Genomic DNA, 20857 nt, shown 5'->3' with positions numbered 1-20857 from the left:
TCCTTAAGCGCCAACCGCGTTGTATCCGACGGTAAAGGCGAGGGCTAGTGTTATTAGAACCACTAAACCGACGACCATCCAACGAAGCATCGTGGAGAGATTTCCATTTTGAATATCACGTGTGTTTTCACCTGTTTTGTAGATAACATTCGCAATTCCATCAACCGTTGCATCCACGATTTTAAGATCGATTTGTTTCCACGCAATACGTGAAAGTTCCAAATATGGTTTTGAGAACACTTCTTCATAGAATTTCGGAATATAGTATTGATTGCTCAATAGTTTGTAACCAAAGCTATTTTCCATTGCAGATGTGCCATCCGGTACACTGTTCCAATTGCTGTATTTTTTATACGCATACACAATGGCTGCGATTACAAACAGCTGTGTTCCGATCGTCATGATCCAATAGGTCATTTCACTGTGTACATGGTATTGGGTATCCGGTAGGACACTGATCACCAATTGATAATAAGTCATTTTAAATGCACCGGCGATCATCGCCAATACTAAAAGCGGTGACATCGCTACCAACATAAATTTGTATGCTTCATGCGGATGGATACCGAAAAGTTTATAACGCTCTTCTCCATGGAAGATAAGGGCTACAAGACGGAATGAATAGAACGCCGTCAAACCGGCAGTCAACAACAAGACGGTATAGATCACATAATGGTGTTCAACAAATCCAACCTCTAGAATCAAATCTTTAGAGAAGAATCCGGCAAACGGATAGATACCTGCAAGTGCTACCGAAGCAAGGGTCATCATCACAAATGTCCCTTTCATCACTTTGCGCAATCCACCCATTTTGAACGGATCGAGTTCATCGTGCATGGCGTGCATCACGTTACCCGCTCCGAGGAACAATAACGCTTTGAAAAATGCGTGCGCCATAAGGTGGAACAATGCTACCCAGTATGCTCCCAACCCTGCCGCAACAAACATATATCCGAGTTGTGATAGAGTTGAGTAAGCGATGATCCGTTTCATATCACGATTTACGAGTGCCATAGAAGCGGCAAACAATGCGACAAATGCACCGAGGCTGGCGATAAAAAGTCCAACATTCGGGATCAAATCATAAATCGGATTAGCACGAACGACCAAATAAACCCCTGCCGTAACCATGGTCGCAGCGTGGATCAATGCAGAAACCGGAGTAGGACCTTCCATCGCATCGGCAAGCCATGTATGGAGTGGAAACTGTGCCGATTTACCCATTGCACCGATAAAGAGGAAAATACCGATCCAGGTGGTAACCACTAACGGAAGATTTCCGATTTCAGCAAATACAACGTCGTATTGGAGTGAACCCGTGTTCCAGTACAACAAGAAGATACCGATCAACATCCCAAGGTCAGCGATACGGTTCATAATAAACGCTTCGTTTGCTGCCCAAGTCGCTGACTCTTTGTGGTACCAAAAACCGATGAGTCCCCACGAACAAAGACCAACCCCTTCCCATCCGATAAAGAGACCCGCGAAGTTGTCACTCATAACGAGTACCATCATCGAGAAAACGAAGGCAGATAGCCATGAGAAGAATCGGTTAAATCCTTTGTCGTGATCCATATAGCCGATAGAGTAGATATGAACGACCGTAGAGACGATCGTAACCACCATCATCATTACAACACTTACTTGATCAACTACAAAGCCAAACGGGATATAAAGATCTCCTGTTGCCATCCATGTCATCATTTCAACATGAACAATGTGTCCGCTCATGACATAAGAGAGCAAAATAGCACTACTCACAAACGAGGTAAAGAGTAATCCCGATGCTACGATACCAACGTGCTTTGATTTTGGCGATGCACTAAAAAGTGCGGCGTAAAGTGATCCTACCAGCGGAGCAAACAGTGCGACATATAAATAAAGTTCCATAGCCTATCCTCGCATTGAATTCATTTGATCTAGGTCGATCTTACCGGTACGTTTAAACCATACGATGAGAAGCCCGAGTCCGATTGCTACTTCGGATGCTGCGATTGCAATAATGAAAAACGCAAACATTTGTCCACTCAAATCACCGATATAGTGAGAGATGGCCGCAAATGCAATGTTAGTCGCGTTAAGTAAAATCTCCGTTGCAAAAAAGAGCATCAAAAGGTTTTTACGACGCATAACCCCAACTAAACCAATTGCAAACAAAATGGTGGATAAAACAAGATAATGATTGAGTGTAACTTCCATCAGTGTCCCCCTGCTTTTGGTTCAAAAGTATCGTCCATCAAGCCAATTTCTTCTTCTTTCATCAACGTCAACGATTTGTCCATTTTTTTACCTGCTAAAACGATTCCGCCGATCATTGCAACCAACAACATAACCGCTGCCAGTTCAAAAGGTACAAGGTATTTGGTAAATAAAACCATACCGACGGCTTGAGAATTACCAACACCTTCTTGAATCGGATAAAGGGCTTGAATATTATTGGAGACAATCGGCGCTACGAAAATTGCAACCACCATAACGGCTGCCAAGACCCCAAGGACAAATACGATTTGAGGGTTAGTACGTTTTTCTACAACGTCGCGTGTTGTATCGAAAAACATCATACCAAAAGCATACAACGCCATAACGGCTCCGGTATAAACGATGATTTGGATTGCACCCAAAAAGTCGGCACCCAAAATAAAGAAAAATGCCGAGATGAAAATCATCCCCGCCGCCATTGCGGTAATGGCATACAATGCTTGAGACGTCATCACCGTGATGGTAAACATCGTGATGGTGAGGGCTGCAAACAGATAAAAAGCGATAGCTTCAAACATTCTGACTCCTTAATACGCCAACGGGGTCTTTTTGACCGACGCGTCGCTTCCTGGGATGATGGCTCCAAAGCCTGGGTATTCTGCTTGTTCACCCGCTTTAAGTAGATCGAGCGGGGTGAGCATATCGTCTTTGATTACGAAATGAGCACGTTGTTCTGAGCCATTTTCATAACGTCCACCATGAACGATTGCGAGTTCCGGACACACTTCAGCGCAATATCCGCAGAAAATACAACGTCCGAGATTAATACTGTATTCAGTAACCTCTTTACGGCTATTTTCATCGATACGTGTGTCCATACGAATACAGTCGGAGATACAGATTTTTTCGCACAATCCGCATCCGATACAACGTTCATACCCTGATTCCCACAAACGTAACAGTTTATGAACAGCACGATAACGTGGACCGATCGGAAGTTTCTCCAACGGGTATTGAACCGTATGGATGTCAAATTTAATCATCTCACGCATAACTACCCAAAGACCTACAAAAAGTTCTCCGTTAAACGTACGTTTCACAACCTGTTTAAACTTATCCCATCCGGTAGTCGGGTAAGTTTCGATATCAACGTAATAATAAGCAGATGACTCGCTCACATTACGATTTGTAAATGGTTCTTCATGATGCATAACCCAACCTCCTTAGAACATCATCACGATGCCGGTGATCACAATGTTGATCACCGCAATCGGCATTAATACTTTCCAACACAACCACATCAATTGGTCAGGTCGGACATCCGGCCATGCAGCGCGAGTCCAAAGGAAAAAGAAAAAGAAAAACGCTACTTTCAACAAAAGCTGAAATGCTCCTGCTATTGAACCATCACCAAAACCGCCCAAGAAAATAATGGCGATTACGAACGAGATAAAGAACATGTTCGCGTATTCACCGATGAAGAAAAGGCCCCAACGCATACCCGAATATTCGGTACCAAACCCGTCAATAATCTCATGGTCATTTGCCACCAAGTGAAACGGAGTACGTCCTGTTTCTGCAAATGCGGCAATCCAAAAGAGGATAAATGCTACCGGCTGTGACCATACGATCCAGTGGGTGATTCCTCCCGCTTGGTAATTGTTAATATCAATCAGAGATAATGAACCCACCATCATGAGTGGTGCCAACAAAGATAACCCTGTGATAACCTCATACGAAATGAAGATCGCAGCACTACGCGCGGCTGAGATCAACGACCATTTATTCGCCGATGCCATACCACCCAAAAGCGGTCCGTACAACCCAATCGCCATAACCCCTAATACATAGAGGATACCGACATTGATATCGGCGACGATCGGATGAACGGTATAACCCATAACCGTAAACTGAGGCCAAAACGGAATCGCGGCGGCAGCCATAAATGCTGTTGCTGCCGTAATAACAGGAGCGATTTTAAAAATCGGTTTAACAACATTTTGAGGGATAATATCCTCTTTGGTAAAGAGTTTAATCCCATCCGCTGCAACTTGAAGCAATCCGAATGGTCCGACGTGCATCGGCCCAAGTCGGCGTTGCATGAACGCCAGCACTTTACGCTCAAAATAGGTCCCAAGACCTGCGAGCGCTGAGAAGACTAACAAGATTACGACGATTTTAATAATCGTTTCGATGATAAATGCTACATCCATGCTTTACACCTTTTGAATTGATACACTGGCGAAACGGTAACGCTCAAACAGTGCTTCAGAGTTGATAGCGGTATCAAATGTTGGAAGATAAGCGATATCCCCTTCTATTTTACCGTCTTTGATAATACTTACACTTAACTCGCCACGCGCAGTTTTAACCTTCACGAGCTCCCCTTCGCTCCAACCATTGGCTTCGATTGCAGAAGCAGAGAGATAGATACCTCCACTTTCTTGAAGTTGATGCGATGCGGCAGTAAACGGTGAGAATTGGAGCACCGGATTGGCTAAGTAAACTACTTTTTCTCTAATTGCTGCAGAAACGTCAAACGGACGAACATTTTCATCTGCACTAACATTCATGGCAATATTCTTCAATAAGTACCCTCGAACTTCTTCACCGCTGTTAGTATAGTGATTTGGCAAGCTGTCAAATACGCACGCACTAAAGCCTTTTTCAACAGGTAACTGAGCGGTATAATCAACGGTTAATTTTGCATTCACACCAAGCGCATTCGCTAGATCATTTAAAATGTATCCACCATAGCTCAAAGCCGCATTGGTCGGATTAACCCGTTTGTCGATACCAGTGAGTGTCCCCTCTTGTTGATTCAGTGATGGCATATCCAAATCGCCATTGCCTAAAGCACTAAGAGTGAAATCACCCGCTGTGTTATACCCGATCGTGTAGCTTCCACGTTCACCGTCCAAATCACAAATCATTGCTACACCTAAAGTGTTAGCAAGATTCGGGATCATGGTGACGCTAAATACGGTATATTTTTCGATCAACGCAACAAGACGGGCACAATTAGCTGCATGTGGGTGAGTGTAAAGATCAGGTCCTACCATCAATGCGAAATTCTCTTTTTTCGCCAAATATTTGGTAAGAGTTTCCGCAAAGCCAGCCGGCGCATTCAACAAGGCAAAAAGGGCATTTTCGTCCACTTCAACCTCTTTGCTCACCTTTTTCTTCACAGTTTTAGTCACCTCTTCGCTCACCTCTTCTTCGACACCGCTCTCTTCATTCAGAACCATTTTTGTAACGGTTTCAGTCACTTTTTCATCGACCGTTTCTTCAACGCTTACGGTTTTTGTTGAGTGGAATGTCGAGAGATATTCGACGACGCTTGATGGCATAGTCTCTTTATCTCCAAAAAGATCGAGCATTAGATACAAAGCCGCCTCTTCCATCATCGGAGCATGGTTGAACTGTGTCACGTTTTTAGACATATCCGCGATCACAGGATCGTTGATCGGATGAAAATAGAGCCCCGCCCCTTTGTTCATCGATAGGGCATTATTCATAGCAAAACGGGCATTCGGGTTATCGGTTTTGAGGGCACTTCCGATTGAGACGACGAAATCAGCCTCATGTACTTGTTTCAAATCTCCGCCGTAGAGTGATTTCCCGCTAATAGTGCTGTAATTGCTCAAAAAGTTTTTGAGGGCTAACGCTTCATTATTCACCAAACGAACACCAAATTTCTCTTTCAAACGTTGGAGGATCAACGCTTCTTCATTCGTAATTGTCGAGCTAAATGCGATAGTATCGGCTTTTTTGAACGCGGCAATCGCAGCTTCGAAAGCAACCGGATTTTTTACAACATCACGGTTTTCAAAATCATACCCGTAACGTCCCGCACCGCAGAGAGAGACATAGTTCCACTCGTTTTTAACACGGTAGATTTTAGCCTCAGGATCAGTAATACTGGTATGTTTGATATCGTAGCTGAGTTGGCACCCTGCTGAACAATGGGCACACGTTGCAGGGATCTGTTTATGCTCCCATGCATTAGAGGTATACTGATAATCACTGCTCACCAACGCACCGACCGGACATACCGAGGTACATTCACCACAGTTAGTACAATCGAGTGTGTCGCCGCCGTTTGGTGCAATCAACGATTTGTTAAGCTTATTCCACATCGCATAGGCGTCTTTTGGCATAGACTCTTTGAATTCAGCCTCAATCGCCTCAGAGCCACGTGCAACGGTAGAGAGTGCCGCATCCCCGATCATATCTTTACAGACAGTAATACAACGCTCACACATAATACACAAAGCCGGATCATAGTGAATCAAGCCCCAGTCTTGTGCCGGTTTATGGGTATCTTTGATCGAATACGTTTGCGCATCAACTCCCACTTCGAGAGTATAGTTTTGCAACTCACACTCACCCGATTGGTCACATACACCACACTCTAACGGATGATTGACATCATAGACTTCCATGATCGCTCTGCGCTCTGCCAAAATGTTTGGGGTCGTCGTCGTAATGTCCATCCCACTTTTCGCTTTTGCATTACACGCATACACTTGTTTGCCATCCGCTTCAACCAAACAAATACGGCACGCCAATGTCGGCGAACATCGTGTCAAATAACAAATAGCCGGAATAAAGATACCATTGGCACGCGCCGCATTGAGGATGTATTCCCCCTCTTGCGTTTGGATAGCACGACCGTCTATGGTTATCGTGATTTCATTCATGATTCACTCCCCATCCTCATAATTTTCACCTTTTCAAAGCGATAGTGTTCATTCAAACCACCGAATCCGACATCGTATGCCGGAACCAGTGCTATCGTCCCTTTTAAACTAGAATCGAGTTTAAAAATCCGCTCTTGTGTGCTGTGAGGAAATTCAACGCGAATTTTATCACCATCTGCGATTTTTGCAGCAGCCGCAAACTGAGCAGAACCGCGTAACATTGCCTCTTTTTCAAGCTGTGACGTGCGGGCAGTGTAACCGTTAAACTGATTCACCGGATTACAGTGATAGACAACACTTCCGTTAAACTCAGGTAAATCTTCGATCTCTTCTAAAGTGCCGGAAGCTTCAACATCGATACTCTCCAACCTATAACCTCGTTCATCTTCACCCAACGGAGTGAAAAAGTTCCCAAGATTATCGAATGCTACTGCACTAAACCCTTTTGATAGAGGAAGCTTGTGGGTATAGTCAATCGTGTTGTCAGATTTTAACCCCAGTGCAGAGGCTAGATCATTCAAGGTGTAACCGTCATAGGAAACCGCAACATTAGTTGGCAGTACTTGGTGATTAATACTGACGAACGTCCCCTCTTGTTGGTTCAGTGATGGCAATGGGAGGTTGACATTTCCGATGGAGCCCATCGTATAATCACCTGATGCATTGTAACCGACCACATTTTCCCCGCCGTTATCAACATCCAAATCACAAATCAATGAGACCCCGATAGTGTTGACGTTTGAGGGAACAACCACAACCGAAAACTCTGTATAGGCTTCTACCATCGCACACAAGCGGGCAATATTTGCTGAGCGCTTATGATTTAAAACGTCGCTTCCAATCACCAAGGTTTTAGATTTTGCACGGCCAAACGATTTTGCGATTCGTGCAAACTCTTCATCTCCGACATTGCACTCTGCGCACAAATATCCCTCGTCAAGCGCTTCAAAAAAGGCTGCTACTTCATCTGAGAGATCCGCACCTGCTAAAAGTGTTTTTGCAAGCATTGCGACAACACCCTCTTCAGTTCCTACTTCGTATTTGACAAACTGAGTGACAACATTTTGAAGCAATTCATCTTCAATCGGGTGCATATAAACAACTTTGGCCCCTCTATGACGAGCCGCGGTTGTCATTGCGTAACGCACTGCCGGATTATCGCTCGTGAAACGTCCTCCAAGAACGATGATTCCATCACTTTGTCGCACAGCATCAAGGCTTCCGCCGAAACCTGTTTTACCGCTAATCGAAGCGTACGCACTCATAAAGCTTTGATACGCACGAGCCTCTTCATTATAAAGTTTTAATCCAAGTTTCTCTTTTAGCCCCTGAAGAATCATCGCCTCTTCATTGGTAATGAATGAACTAAAACGGATTGCACTGGCATTTGAGAGTGCCGCGATTGCTTTAGCAAACTCAGACTCCTCTTTTGTCCCCTCAACCGCAAAATCAAATCCAAAACGCCCTGCACCGCAAAGTGTCGTGTGTTCAAAATCATTCGTTACGCGGTAGATTTTAGCCTTTGCACCAATCGAGTTGGATGTATGGCGTACTTCATACGTTAACGAACATCCCGCTGAACAGTGAGCGCACGTAGCAGGGATTTGAGTTAATTCCCATGCGTTAGCGCTGTATTGAAAATCACTGCTTACCAATGCACCGACCGGACATACTGCAATACACTCACCGCAGAAAGTACAATCGAGGGCATCGCTGTTTTTCGGAATAACAGAGGACTTATATCCACCGAATTGGAGTGTAATCGCATCATCACCGATAATCTCATTACAGACGTGAACACACTTTTCACATAAAATACACAACGATGGATCGTAATTAATCAATCCCCAATGCTCGATGGTACGGTGCTGATCTTTGGCACTAAAGTGCTGAGATGAAATACCGAATTCCAAGGTTTTATTTTGAAGATCACACGCCCCCGATTTGTCACACACACCGCATTCTAAGGGGTGATTGACATCGTAAAGACGCATAATATTCGTACGCTCTTGCTCAAGACGCTCGGAATTAATCGTAACCCCTAACCCTTCGGTCGGAGGGGTTTGACAGCTTAGGATCAACCCATCTGTTTTGTCCGTTTCAACTACACACAAACGGCATGATGCACACGGGGTTGTTTTCTCCAAATAACACATCGTCGGAATATAAAATCCCGCTTTGCGTGCCGCTTGGAGAATCGTCTCCCCTTTGTTTGCTATGACGGGCTGGCCGTTAATCGTAAAATTGATCATCCATCCCTCCTTTAGTGTGCTACCATCGCGATGTAGTAACAGCGCATACAGCGCTCTGCCTCTGCGAGTGCCTCTTCTTGTGTAAAGCCGTATTTCACTTCACGATTGTTGTCGCGCCGCTCATCAACGGTGAGTACTTCACTGTGTTGACGCGGTAACCCCGGAAGCCAACCGACAATTTTTTCTTTTTTATCATAGACTTTGAGTTTACGGAGGTGATCTTCCATTATTTCATCATCAGTGAGGCTAATCTCGCCGTTGAGCACATAGCGTGACATCACTGATGCTGCACGTTTGGCTTGACCGACGGCATTGACAATCGTCATTGGACCGTATTCACAATCTCCTGCTGCAAAGACACCTTTGCGTGAAGTCATGTAGTCTTTACCGTTGGTTTTGATCGTTGCCCATGAGGTGCGTTCAATCTCCCACTCTTCGGGAAGAAGTTTCAAATCGGCACTTTGAGAAACGGCAGGGATGAGATAATCACACTCCATTTCAAAACTTGCCCCTTCGATTTTCTCCAAATTCGGACGTCCTCCGTTTGGATCAGGAACCAACTCATAACGGTCTACAATCAATGATTTGAGAACATCGTTCTCATCTCTCATTTCAGCAACTGCCGAATGAAAAATAAATTCAACACCCTCTTCTACCGCTTCGTGGTATTCTTCATAGGTTGTATTTTTAATGATAGTTTTTTCATCACGTCGATACAACATGACCACTTTTTTAGCGTTTGCACGGATCGCACAGCGGACAACGTCCATCGAGGTAAATCCACCCCCAACACACACAAGTGTTTTCCCTGTAAGATCGACAAAATCGGCTGGTAGCATATGACGTTTTTGATCGGCTTCGGGAACCATGATGTCATATTTGACTTGGAGGTTCACTTTATCCAAAAAGTCAATCGCTCCCCAGTACCCTTGGATCTCTTGGCGTTCGTTGTCACAATAGACTTTTTTCGAGATACGGGTACCTGTTGCCACTAAAGTCGCATCATACTCATTCTCAAAACGGCGCATCATATCAGCGGTGACTTTGGAGTTCGTAATAAAATTCACCCCAAGGCTTCGAACGGCTTCGATATCTTGGTTGTATTTATCGATCGGCATACGATATTCAGGTACACCAACCGCTACTTCACCGCCGAGAACCGGAAGCTCTTCGTAAACATCCACATCGATTCCGTCTAATGCCAAATAGTACGCACCCGTAAGTCCCGCAGGACCGGCACCGATAACGGCTACTTTTTTACCGATGGACGGTTTTTTCTCACTCGGGTGAAAAAATCCGAATCCGTGATCGGTCTCATAATCGGCACCCAAACGTTTGAGTTCCATAATAGAGATCGGCTCGTCAAGGTTCGTTCTGCGACACTCGGTTTCACACGGATGAGGACAAACACGACCGCAGGTGTGTGCAAGAGGCATTGTTTGACGGGTTGCCATCAATGAATCATCAAAGCGCAAATCGCGAACACCCTCGATATAGGCCGGAATATCGACATGCGCTGGACAGGCATCCATACACGGCGCAGTGATTTTCGCAATGTAGCTCGTATCTTCCAAATGGTAATGTTTGGACGGTTTTTGGTTCTCGATACACGCCACAAACTCAGACTCAAAATGGGTCATTAAATCCAAAAGCGGATTCGGAACCGTTTTACCGATCTCACATTTAGAGGTCTCTTGCATTGTGCGAGAGACCTCTTTGAGATGTTCCATATCACTTAGCGAGCCTTCACCGCGAGCAATCTTATCGAGCAAATCGTATAAAATACGTCCACCCCATCGTCCCGGTGCACAGCGTCCGCACGCTTCGGAATAAACCTGATACTGCGCTGCATACTCTGTCGCAAGACGAACCACGTCTACATCAGGATTAAAAAGCGCCACACCGTCCCAACCGATAAACGCTTTGGAATGGGCATGTTCGTTGTATTCCAACGGAAGGTTATAAGCAGATTTTTCCCAAGCATCGTCGCTTTTGCCGATGTTGTTGATTTGCTCACCCCGCCACGTGGAGAAATAGACTTTACTCACACCGGTTCCTTATTTCTTGACCACAATGGTCCAGTCAGCTTCGTTGAATTTCAACGAGTTCATGAGTTCACACCCAAGTTCTTTTACCAAATCAGCCGATTGCTGTATAGGGGTAAAATCACCAATCTCAAACAAGAAAATCAACACTTCACCATTGATTGCTTCGTTTTTGATAATGTCGGACATGCGGCCTGCAAAGTTCTCTTTTAAATGACGTAAATCGTAACGTTTCACTGCATGCTCCTTTTAGCGGTCAACTTCACCGAAGACGATGTTGGTCGTCCCGATGATAGATACAACGTCCGGGATATAGTGACCCGGCAATAAGTCGGTCAAAATCCCGGTGTGCCAAAACGACGGCGCACGAAGTTTTAGACGATACGGATAGGCTCCACCTTGGGAGTTGATGTAATATCCAAGCTCCCCTTTAGGTGATTCGGTCGCCACATACACTTCTCCTACCGGAGGACGCATCCCCTGAGTCACGAGGACAAAGTGCTGCATCAACGAGTAGTTTTGGGTCATGATGTCGATTTTCGGTGCAGAGATGTATTGCGGTGCATGAGCCATAAGCTCCGGACCTGTCCCCTCATACATGTCGATCACTTGGTATAAGATTTTCGCAGACTCGCGCATCTCTGCCATGTAGAGTTTATAACGGGCATAGTTGTCCCCTTTGTCAGAGACAGGAACACTGAACTCTACTTCGTCATACAACTCATACGGCTCTTCTTTACGGATATCCCACTCAACGCCTGAAGCACGGAGCATTACCCCTGAACATCCCCAGCTCAAAGCCATCTCTTTAGAGATAACCCCGACGTTCTCCATACGCATCAACCAAATACGGTTGGTATCGAGAAGGTCTTCGTAGTCTTTAATGTTTTCCGGCAATTTATCGAGGAATTTACGCAAATCGGCGATAAAGTTATCCGGTAGATCGAGTGGTACGCCACCGATACGGATTGCCGCATGGGTCAGACGTGCACCACAATAATCTTCGATTAAATCCATCAAGTACTCACGCTCGCGGAATGCGAACAAAAACACCGTCATCGCTCCGATATCCAACGCCGTCGTCGCCAACCAGAAAAGGTGGGACATAAGGCGATTCGTTTCCAAAAGCATCATACGGATCACTTTGGCACGACGTGGAACATCAAGACCGATGAGTTCTTCTACCGCCAATGCAAAGCCGTAGTTGTTTGAGCTCGACGCGATATAGTCCATACGATCCGTTGTCGGCATGAACTCATTGTAGATCATGTTCTCCGCCATTTTTTCCATACCGCGATGGAGGTATCCGATATCCGGATGGGCTTTCGTGATTTGCTCTTGTTGCAAATGGAGCATCAAACGCAATTGTCCGTGCGCCGATGGATGCTGAGGCCCGAAGTTAAGGATCAGTTCATTATCGTCGCGGTCAAACGTAATATTTTCAAAAAAAGGTCGTAATCTATTGGCTTGTTGCATACTGTAATTCCTTAACGATCGCGATCAGAGATCACGACGCTTTTTTCTGCGTCAAATTTTTGGATGAGGAATACTCCATCTTCTTCTTGGTAGACGAGAGGGGTATCCGGTTCACCTTGGCTGATGTCAGTACCACGCGGCACTTCGTGACCCAAACGGGCAAAACGTTCGGTGTCATAACGGTCTACTCGCGCAGGGTCACGGTTTTCAGGTCCGATGATCTCACGCGCTTCTTTACCGAAGATTTTATCGACTTCGTACCATTGTGCAAACTCATCCCCTTGAAGTGGGTAGGTTTTACGAAGTGGGAACCCTTCCCAATCATCCGGCATCAAAATACGTTTCATAAACGGATGGTTATTGATTACCACACCGAACATATCGTACATTTCACGTTCAGACCAGTCGGCGGAACGGAAAAGAGAAGAGAGACTTTGGATCGACTCTTTTTCATCAATCTTGCATTTAACTCGGATACGTTTGCGCTTAGACATACTGAGCATTTGGTAGAAAATCTCAAATTTCCCTTCACTTGCTAACCAATCGATTGCTGATAATTCAGAAAGCTGATTGTACTCGAGCTCATTTTTCATGAGTTCAATCACTCCAAAGTTATCACGTGCATTGATCACAACAACCATTTGTTTCACTTGGATATAGGCATCCAAGACCTCAAACTTTGCTTTGATCGCTTCGAGATCCGCAGCAAACACTGCATCTTCAGATACATCACTCTTCGCAACTTGAGGAGCAACCCAGTAACGGTCGGTGTAATAGGGTTTTTTCTGTACGTCGTCTTTAGGGGTGTAAGCTCTCATTACATCAACCTTTTTGGTTTTTGAGCGCGGGATGCACTCTCACGTCGGATTTTTTGTTGGAGGAGCATAACCCCATATTGTAATGTCTCGGGACGTGGAGCACATCCTGGGAGATACAAATCGACAGGGATAACACGATCAACCCCTTGAACGGTTGCATAAGTGTTAAACATACCTCCAGTGTTCGCGCATGACCCCATGGAAATAACCCACTTAGGCTCAGTCATTTGATCGTACAAACGGCGTATAAACTCTGCATGTTTCTTCGTCAATGTTCCTGCTACCACCATAAGCTCTGCTTGACGAGGAGAGGCACGGAAAATTGTACCGAAACGGTCGAAGTCATAACGAGATGCACCTGACGCCATCATTTCAATACCGCAGCATGCTAAACCATACGTCAATGCCCAAATAGAATTTGATCGACCCCAGTTGACTACTTTGTCGATCGTCGTCAAAGCGACCGGAAGTCCGCCGTCTTTTAGATAATTTACTTGATGTTGTGCCATTCGAGAGCCCCTTTCTTCCACGCATAAACAAATCCGATAGCGAGTAACAAGATGAACATCATCATCTCAACAAACCCAAACCAGCCAAGCAATTTGAAATCAATCGCCCATGGGAACATAAAAACGATTTCGACATCAAACAATAAAAACAATAACGCAAACAGGTAAAACTGCGTCGAGATACGATTCGGCTGTTTTGTTACTTCCGGTCCGCATTCATAAACCGAGAGTTTAATTTTTTCAGTATCTTTAGCTGCCAGTGCGCGACTCGCTAAGCGTGCAATGACTGTTGTGGCATAAAATGCACCAAACGTTAACACAAACAGTACAAATACCCCAAAATAGGGATTTGCGACGTTGTAATGCTCCATAGTTCCGACCTTCTTGTGCTTGATGGCATATCTCGCAGCAGAGGAACACTCCGCTACAATATACGGTTTTTGTATAAACAGTTATTGCACTATAACAAAAAGAGAATTAAACAAACCCTTATCAATCTCATATTTAGATGGGTCTGTCACTATAAGAAACATCACTATATTGGCTTTTGGAGATAAATGTTAAATTACGTAACACTTTTAGAGGGAGTATTCTGATTTCGTATCAAATAGGAACAATTAGTCGTACATACTTAGGAATTTAGAGGTGTCCAGACGAACACCCTATGCTACCAATCGAAGCAATCTCACTGTTTTTCGTGAAGCATCTTATCAAGTGTTGCAAAAACACCATCACTTGCATACTCCATCTCTTCAAATACTTTTACAAATCGCTCAGATCCAACATCCTCACTCTTCATAAGATCGAATATTTTATGGGTAGAATTATGGACAACGGAGTGCGGAGATTCAAGCGATGAATAACTTGGTGTATTTTTGAAAAAGTCAGCCCCTTCTCCTTCATAATACCATTTACCCAAACGGCAATTATGATGATCGACAAAATTAAACTGCTCTTTTTTAGTAACCGCAGAGAGATAGGTATTCACTTTCCAGATAATATGATCTAATTTTGCCAAACTCATAAAAACCCGTTCAGCCGTGTGTTCCGTACTGGCAAACGTTTCACGCATCATTTGGGAATTATATTCCATATTAGTGTTAAAGCTTCCGATAGATTCGTTTGATTCTTCAATACTCTCTTGAACTTGTTCAAACTTTTCACCGATAGTGGTAACATCTTGTTTCATTGATTGTAATGAGATATTAATCTCACTGATTGCTTTGTCCGTTCTGTCCGCCAGTTTACGTACTTCATCAGCTACGACGGCGAATCCTCGACCATGCTCGCCGGCACGTGCGGCTTCAATCGCTGCATTCAATGCTAGTAAATTAGTTTGGTCGGAAATATCTTTAATCAATACCAAGATACTCGCCACATCTTGCGCACGATCCGAAAGGGCTTTCACAGTTTCCATAGACTCCAACGCTAAGCTATTCAACCCTTCCAATGTTTGAGAAATTCCCGATGCTTTACGCCCAAGTTCAACAATATTTTCTAACAATTCCGTGGATTGAGTAATATGTTCTTTTGATGAAGAGACAGATGTGGCCATATTCCCTTGAACATCGATCAGATTTTTTTTGAGTTGCTCATTTTGATAGGTCATAATGGCTGATGCGTTTCCGCATCGATGCCGCTCATCCGATTCCAAAATCTTCATTTCACACTCATGAAGCTTTTGAGCGAGCTCTTGATTTTGTTCATGAAGCGTACTGTTCTCTTTTTGCAGTGCTGAGATGTCTTCTCTCAGCTGCGTATCGTCACTAAACCAACCCATTTTTTGCCCCTTTGTTGAGCTTTTTTACGTTACTCCAGCGATTATACTTAATATTATCCCAAAAGTGGTCTTTTGAAATAAAATTTATTGGATGATGTGATTATATTGTGATAATTTCAATGGTTAATAAACCCCATCGATTTTTCCCCTTCGAAACTACCTGAGCGCTCTTTTTGGATTTCAGAGATAAAGTCATCCAGTTTAAATGTCCCCTCTTTACGTGCTGCAACCTGATACGCCGTATTTTTAACGATCAAATTAATCTGCCCCCCAGTAAGAGGGTAGGATGAGAGTTTTTCAACATCAAATCCTTCTTCATACGGTGCATTTTTCGGAAGCATCATTTTCCATAAAGTAATACGTTGTTTCTGATCCGGTTTTTTAAACTCGATTTTGTAGTTAAAACGACGGGAAAATGCTTGGTCAATATTTTCGAGAAGGTTCGTCGTAGCGATCAAAATCCCCTGAAACTTCTCTATCTGCTCTAAAAAGATATTTTGCATCTGATTATGCATCTGATCGGCGGATGTTCCTGCACCTGATGAGCGTGAAGAGAGAAACTGATCCGCTTCATTCAGTAAGAGAATCGGCTCTGTTTTCGTCTGCTTCGTAAGATCGGCATAGGTATCGAAGATTTTACGAACATTTTTTTCCGATTCACCGACATACATCGAGAGGATTTTAGAACAATCAAAACTCAAAACCTGCCGTTTGAGTGAACGCGACAGTGAGTGAGCGGTGAGGGTTTTCCCCGTCCCCGGAGGACCGTAGAAAATAATCCGTGCATCAATCCCCGCTTTTTTATCTTTGACTCCCCATTCATGAAGCCGAGCGATCACTTCGCGATCCAACTGACGCATAAGATTTTGAAGTGTTTGCTCAGTAGAAGGGTTCAAAACGACATTCTCTAACGAAGTAGTCGGTTCGATCAACTCAAAAATTTCTTGCTCTTTGATCAGCATATCGAGTTTGAGCTTGCGCACTTTTTTCTTCTTCTGCGGATGCATGATCGATTGAAGCACCTCATCGACGATATAAAAAGCACGACTAATACCCCCAAATGGGTTGAGCATCTCCTCATAATCGATCACTTCATCACTGATAAGACGAGCACCGTCTTCGAGGAGGGCACGGTTTTTAATCCGCTCATAATCATCAAAACTGATCAAATCGATGAGCGTATTCATCTCACGCAAATTCCCCTCAGTCGCACTGTATTCTTCTTTCAAAAGGGCGAGAAAAATCACCTGCTCTTTAGGTTCAAGCTTTTTTTGTTTGAAAAAGCGATCCAATACCACATCGAGTGACGTTTGAGCAATCCGCTCATCGATCCGTTTTTCGAGCAAATCGAGTTTGTTTTGGATACGGTTGATCCCGAGAGAGTGCTCGTTTCCGTTGTGGCGGATGATCGACATTTTTTGATACAGCTCGATACGGAAAAACTGATCTTGGAGATATTCCAAATGATCAGCGTAGGGTTTGATGTCGGGAAGTGTCATCTCTAATGAGCCCTCTTCGAGAAGCTTCATAAAAACCGAAGTGAGTGCAACAGGGGTGTTATAAAGTTCGAGGTGAGAGAGTTCACTGATTTTAAGAGGGGTAAAGGAGTGATGAGTCATCCATCCCAGTTCCAAAAGGGTTTTAACCTCTCCGAAATGTTCCAAATAGGTATAATCGTCGGCACCGTAAAGCTCTTGAAGTAACTCTGCGACGATTACATCTTCTTGAGACTGTAAAAACTTACGGGTGAGAAGCTGCAAAATCTTTGCCTCATCGACCGTACATTTGAGTTGCGAAAAAATATGGGTTTTTTCGATGGTTTTATTTTCTAAAAAATCGACTAAAAATTTCAATTGAATCCTTGTTTGAGAACACGTTTAAGCACTTTACCTGTAGCAGTCTTAGGAAGAGATTCTACCACGGTTATGGTTTTAGGGATTTTAAATGCCGCCAAATGTTCTTTGAGCTGCGATTTTATAAAAGCTTGCGTCGCATCTTCATACCCCTCTTCCAGCTCTACAAAAGCGATCGGAACTTCTCCGCTATGAGGATCATTCACTCCGATCACAGCCGCGAGTTTAATCTGCGGTAACAACATCATCTGCTCTTCGATCTGTCGAGGATAGATGTTGATCCCTTTGGAGATAATGAGATCTTTAATCCGATCAACGATGTAAACATACCCTTCTTCATCGACTTTGGCGATATCTCCGGTGCGAAGCCACCCGTTTTGGATCGTCTCTTCCGTTGCGCTCGGGTTATTCAGATACCCCTGCATCACACAATCGCCTCGAATAATCAATTCACCCGATTCACCTACGGGCAGTTCTACCATCTCATCGTTTACGATTTTTACCTCATATCCATAGAGTGGCAAACCGACCGAAAGAGTTTTTTGTTTCTCAACCGGATTGATAATCACTGCGGGAGAACATTCACTCAGCCCATACCCCTCTAACATAGTGGCCCGTTTAAACGTAGATCGGAATCGGTTCAACGTATCTTCGTTCAGTGCCGAACCACCGGAGATAAAACATCGGATAGAATTGAACCACAGAAAATACCACGGCAGTTTCGCACGTATTAAAGCGTTATAGATATCAGGAACACCCATAAAAATCGTGACCCGTTTTAGAAGGGTTTGTTTGATGATATTGCTAAAAGGCAAAATCGAGGGGATAATGACAAACGATGCTCGGATGAAAAAAGGGAGTATCACCATAATCGAAAAGGTAAATGAGTGAAACATCGGCAAGTAGACGATGAAACGATCACGTGAACTCAAATCAAACCGCTCACGTGCTCCGATAAGATTGGAAAAAAGGTTTCGGTTGCTGATCATCGCCCCCTTAGGGTGCCCCGTCGTACCTGATGTGTAAAAAATAACTGCCGTATCATCCAGCTGTGAAACAGATGGGCTGTGCGTGTGTAAATGATCGCTTAGTATCTCATCCAATACTAAATGTTGTGAATCCTCTTTTGGTGCTTTATCGATCCAAATCGTGTGAGTGATCGTCTCTATCGAATCGGATAAATCAGCCACCTCTTTGAGAAACTTAGAGGATGTAATCAACGCTTTCGCACCGCAATCACTCAAGATATAGCGGTACTCCTCGTTTTTGAGCATCGTGTTGATCGGCACCGTAACCGCACCGAGTTTACTAATCGCAAACACACTTTGGACAAACTCGACCCCATTCGGAGCGATCAGAGCGATACGATCCCCGCGCACGATACCGATCAGCTCCAGCGCACGAGCCGTTTGATCCACTCTCTCTAAAAATTGTTTGTAGCTATAACTCTCATCCTCGACAAAAATAACTTTTTTCGATGGATTTTCTCGTGCGACACTGGAGAGCATCGCATAAAAATTTTCATACGGATAATGAATCAAAAGCGGTACTCAATTCCGGCGGTGACCAAATAGGCTCTTGCATTGGAGAATTCACCATTAATTCCATTATCGTTAGTCGTTATGGTTCTTGATTTTTTCAAATCAACCAATCCTGCTAGACCAATATTCCATTGATCATTTAGCTGATAGCGACCACCCATAGAGATAATCCAGGCATCGGAATCAGGAAGCTCAAAGCCGAGTGTTTTTTCTGGAACAGGAGACTCATCATACGCAACCCCTGCCATTGCAGTCCATTTGCCGTATTTTTGAGTAAGTCCTAGACGATAGCTATTGGAATCTTCGTAATTTTTAGCTTTAGGATTATCAAACGCTGTGCCCAATCCTCCAGGCAAAGCTATAGAGTAATCAAAATCTAAATTTTTATACGATGACCAAAAAGTACGTTCAAATACAGCTTCTATTGTTGTTCCACGACCAAAGGTATACGCTGCCGCCAAATTCAAAGCTGCAGGTACTGGAACAGAAACATTTGCAGCTCCATCATAAAATGGAGTCCCAACAGGTAACCCAGCATAAATCTTAGCATTTCCTTCAACACTCAAATCGACATTTGAACGATACGTTGCCGCTAAAGACAATTCTTTACTTGGCTTATACATTAAGGCCAAGTTATAACCATAATCGATCGAGTCCCCTTCAAGATCACGAGAAGCAGTAGCCGAACTTTTAACCACACCGCTACTGTGAATGATACGAAAACCAGCACCAAAACTCACCGCATCACTGATCGGTACTGCAAATGTTGGGTTAACTTCTATAGTTTCCAAAGTAAACTCTTCAGCACTGTAAATTCCTGGAGCACTTTGCCATCGTTTCGACAATCCTGCCGGTACTACAACACTCAATCCAACGCGAGCACCACTATCACCCAATTTTTTCGAAGCAAAATGCAATGTAGGGACTAAAAAATTCTCTTTTTTTGATTCTATATCATAGTCCAATGTACCTGTTGGCACATATTTCCCTTTATAATCGATTCCACTTAACCCGATATAGGTCATATCCGCTTCAAAAAGATTGACATCTTCGTTATAGACCATCGCCGCAGGGTTATAATACGCCGCATCGGCTCCATGTGAAGCAGCCACATACGCGGCACTCAGAGCCGTACCATTGATCGAACTCTCCGGGATTTTATATCCCCCCGCCATTGCTGCGGCTGCTGCAGCCGACAGTAATACTATGTATCGCATCATCTCTCCTGTAGTGAGTAAAGTAGTTCAATCTCCTGAGCCCAAATCGTCTCATCAATCGTTTCAAGTACCAGCGGAATATCATCCATTCTCGGATCATTCATGATAAATCCAAACGCATCGAGACCTATTTTTCCCTTTCCAAGTGAGTCATGTCTATCGACATGACTCCCAAGATCGGGTTTAGAATCGTTGATATGCATCCCTTTGAGGTACTTAAATCCCACTATTGTATCAAACTCCGTCCAGGTTGCGTCATATGCCTCTTTGGTTCGGATATCATATCCCGCCGTAAACATATGGCACGTATCGATACAGACGCCGACGCGAGATTTGTCCTCTATGCGCTCTATAATCGCATTTAGATGCTCAAAACGCCATCCTAGATTGCTCCCTTGACCCGCCGTATTTTCGATTACCAATGTGACACCTTCGGTAACACTCAACGCTTCATTCATGCTCAT

The 20857-nt window shown here is 44.1% G+C and carries 18 protein-coding genes; all 18 read right to left on the bottom strand.

What is annotated here, in order from left to right; genetic code table 11:
* Positions 1 to 3: 3 nt before the first annotated feature.
* Complete coding sequence (gene nuoL / locus PHR02_RS04510) at positions 4 to 1890, bottom strand: NADH-quinone oxidoreductase subunit L (protein WP_299989559.1); 1887 nt, start codon at positions 1888 to 1890, stop codon at positions 4 to 6.
* A gap of 3 nt (positions 1891 to 1893) precedes the next feature.
* The gene (gene nuoK, locus PHR02_RS04505) at positions 1894 to 2199 is read right to left on the bottom strand and encodes an NADH-quinone oxidoreductase subunit NuoK (RefSeq protein WP_299989555.1); all 306 of its coding nucleotides are present in this window, start codon (positions 2197 to 2199) and stop codon (positions 1894 to 1896) included.
* Positions 2199 to 2777: an NADH-quinone oxidoreductase subunit J gene (locus PHR02_RS04500; RefSeq protein ID WP_299989552.1), complete on the bottom strand. Its 579-nt coding sequence runs from the start codon at positions 2775 to 2777 to the stop codon at positions 2199 to 2201. The genes nuoK and PHR02_RS04500 overlap by 1 nt, the downstream gene beginning before the upstream one ends.
* A gap of 9 nt (positions 2778 to 2786) precedes the next feature.
* Positions 2787 to 3410: an NADH-quinone oxidoreductase subunit NuoI gene (gene nuoI, locus PHR02_RS04495; protein WP_299989549.1), complete on the bottom strand. Its 624-nt coding sequence runs from the start codon at positions 3408 to 3410 to the stop codon at positions 2787 to 2789.
* A gap of 12 nt (positions 3411 to 3422) precedes the next feature.
* Complete coding sequence (nuoH, locus tag PHR02_RS04490) at positions 3423 to 4412, bottom strand: NADH-quinone oxidoreductase subunit NuoH (protein WP_299989546.1); 990 nt, start codon at positions 4410 to 4412, stop codon at positions 3423 to 3425.
* A 3-nt stretch (positions 4413 to 4415) separates the two neighbouring features.
* Positions 4416 to 6902, bottom strand: a complete 2487-nt coding sequence (locus PHR02_RS04485) for an NADH-quinone oxidoreductase subunit G (RefSeq protein WP_299989543.1) — start codon at positions 6900 to 6902, stop codon at positions 4416 to 4418.
* Positions 6899 to 9154: a 2Fe-2S iron-sulfur cluster-binding protein gene (locus PHR02_RS04480; RefSeq protein ID WP_299989540.1), complete on the bottom strand. Its 2256-nt coding sequence runs from the start codon at positions 9152 to 9154 to the stop codon at positions 6899 to 6901. The genes PHR02_RS04485 and PHR02_RS04480 overlap by 4 nt, the downstream gene beginning before the upstream one ends.
* A gap of 11 nt (positions 9155 to 9165) precedes the next feature.
* Positions 9166 to 11202 carry an FAD-dependent oxidoreductase gene (locus PHR02_RS04475; RefSeq protein ID WP_299989537.1) on the bottom strand — a complete coding sequence of 679 codons (2037 nt, stop codon included), beginning with the start codon at positions 11200 to 11202 and terminating at the stop codon, positions 9166 to 9168.
* A 9-nt stretch (positions 11203 to 11211) separates the two neighbouring features.
* Positions 11212 to 11436, bottom strand: coding sequence for an NADH-ubiquinone oxidoreductase subunit E family protein (locus PHR02_RS04470; protein ID WP_299989533.1), 225 nt, complete (start codon positions 11434 to 11436; stop codon positions 11212 to 11214).
* Between the two features lie 12 nt (positions 11437 to 11448).
* Positions 11449 to 12675 (bottom strand): NADH dehydrogenase (quinone) subunit D, encoded by a 1227-nt coding sequence (nuoD, locus tag PHR02_RS04465; RefSeq protein WP_299989530.1) that lies wholly within the window; start codon positions 12673 to 12675, stop codon positions 11449 to 11451.
* 11 nt (positions 12676 to 12686) lie between these two features.
* The gene (locus PHR02_RS04460) at positions 12687 to 13493 is read right to left on the bottom strand and encodes an NADH-quinone oxidoreductase subunit C (RefSeq protein WP_299989528.1); all 807 of its coding nucleotides are present in this window, start codon (positions 13491 to 13493) and stop codon (positions 12687 to 12689) included.
* Positions 13493 to 14002, bottom strand: a complete 510-nt coding sequence (locus PHR02_RS04455; RefSeq protein WP_299989525.1) for an NADH-quinone oxidoreductase subunit B — start codon at positions 14000 to 14002, stop codon at positions 13493 to 13495. Before PHR02_RS04455 ends, PHR02_RS04460 begins: the two co-directional genes overlap by 1 nt.
* On the bottom strand, positions 13984 to 14373 hold the full coding sequence (locus PHR02_RS04450) for an NAD(P)H-quinone oxidoreductase subunit 3 (RefSeq protein ID WP_015652668.1): 390 nt from the start codon (positions 14371 to 14373) through the stop codon (positions 13984 to 13986). The genes PHR02_RS04455 and PHR02_RS04450 overlap by 19 nt, the downstream gene beginning before the upstream one ends.
* Before the next feature lie 314 nt (positions 14374 to 14687).
* Positions 14688 to 15782 (bottom strand): methyl-accepting chemotaxis protein, encoded by a 1095-nt coding sequence (locus PHR02_RS04445; protein ID WP_299989522.1) that lies wholly within the window; start codon positions 15780 to 15782, stop codon positions 14688 to 14690.
* Between the two features lie 116 nt (positions 15783 to 15898).
* Positions 15899 to 17635: an ATP-binding protein gene (locus PHR02_RS04440; protein ID WP_299989518.1), complete on the bottom strand. Its 1737-nt coding sequence runs from the start codon at positions 17633 to 17635 to the stop codon at positions 15899 to 15901.
* Entirely contained in the window at positions 17632 to 19173 is a 1542-nt protein-coding gene (locus PHR02_RS04435; RefSeq protein ID WP_299989606.1) for a long-chain-fatty-acid--CoA ligase, read from the bottom strand. The genes PHR02_RS04440 and PHR02_RS04435 overlap by 4 nt, the downstream gene beginning before the upstream one ends.
* A complete protein-coding gene (locus PHR02_RS04430) occupies positions 19173 to 20396 on the bottom strand; it encodes a porin (protein WP_299989515.1) in 1224 nt (407 codons plus the stop codon). Before PHR02_RS04430 ends, PHR02_RS04435 begins: the two co-directional genes overlap by 1 nt.
* A partial coding sequence (locus PHR02_RS04425; protein ID WP_299989513.1) for a deoxyribonuclease IV occupies positions 20393 to 20857 on the bottom strand: 465 nt, incomplete at its 5' end. The genes PHR02_RS04425 and PHR02_RS04430, both read right to left, overlap by 4 nt.

This window comes from Sulfuricurvum sp. (assembly GCF_028688295.1).
GTDB lineage: Bacteria > Campylobacterota > Campylobacteria > Campylobacterales > Sulfurimonadaceae > Sulfuricurvum.
This window is presented reverse-complemented; position numbering and strand designations above follow the sequence as displayed.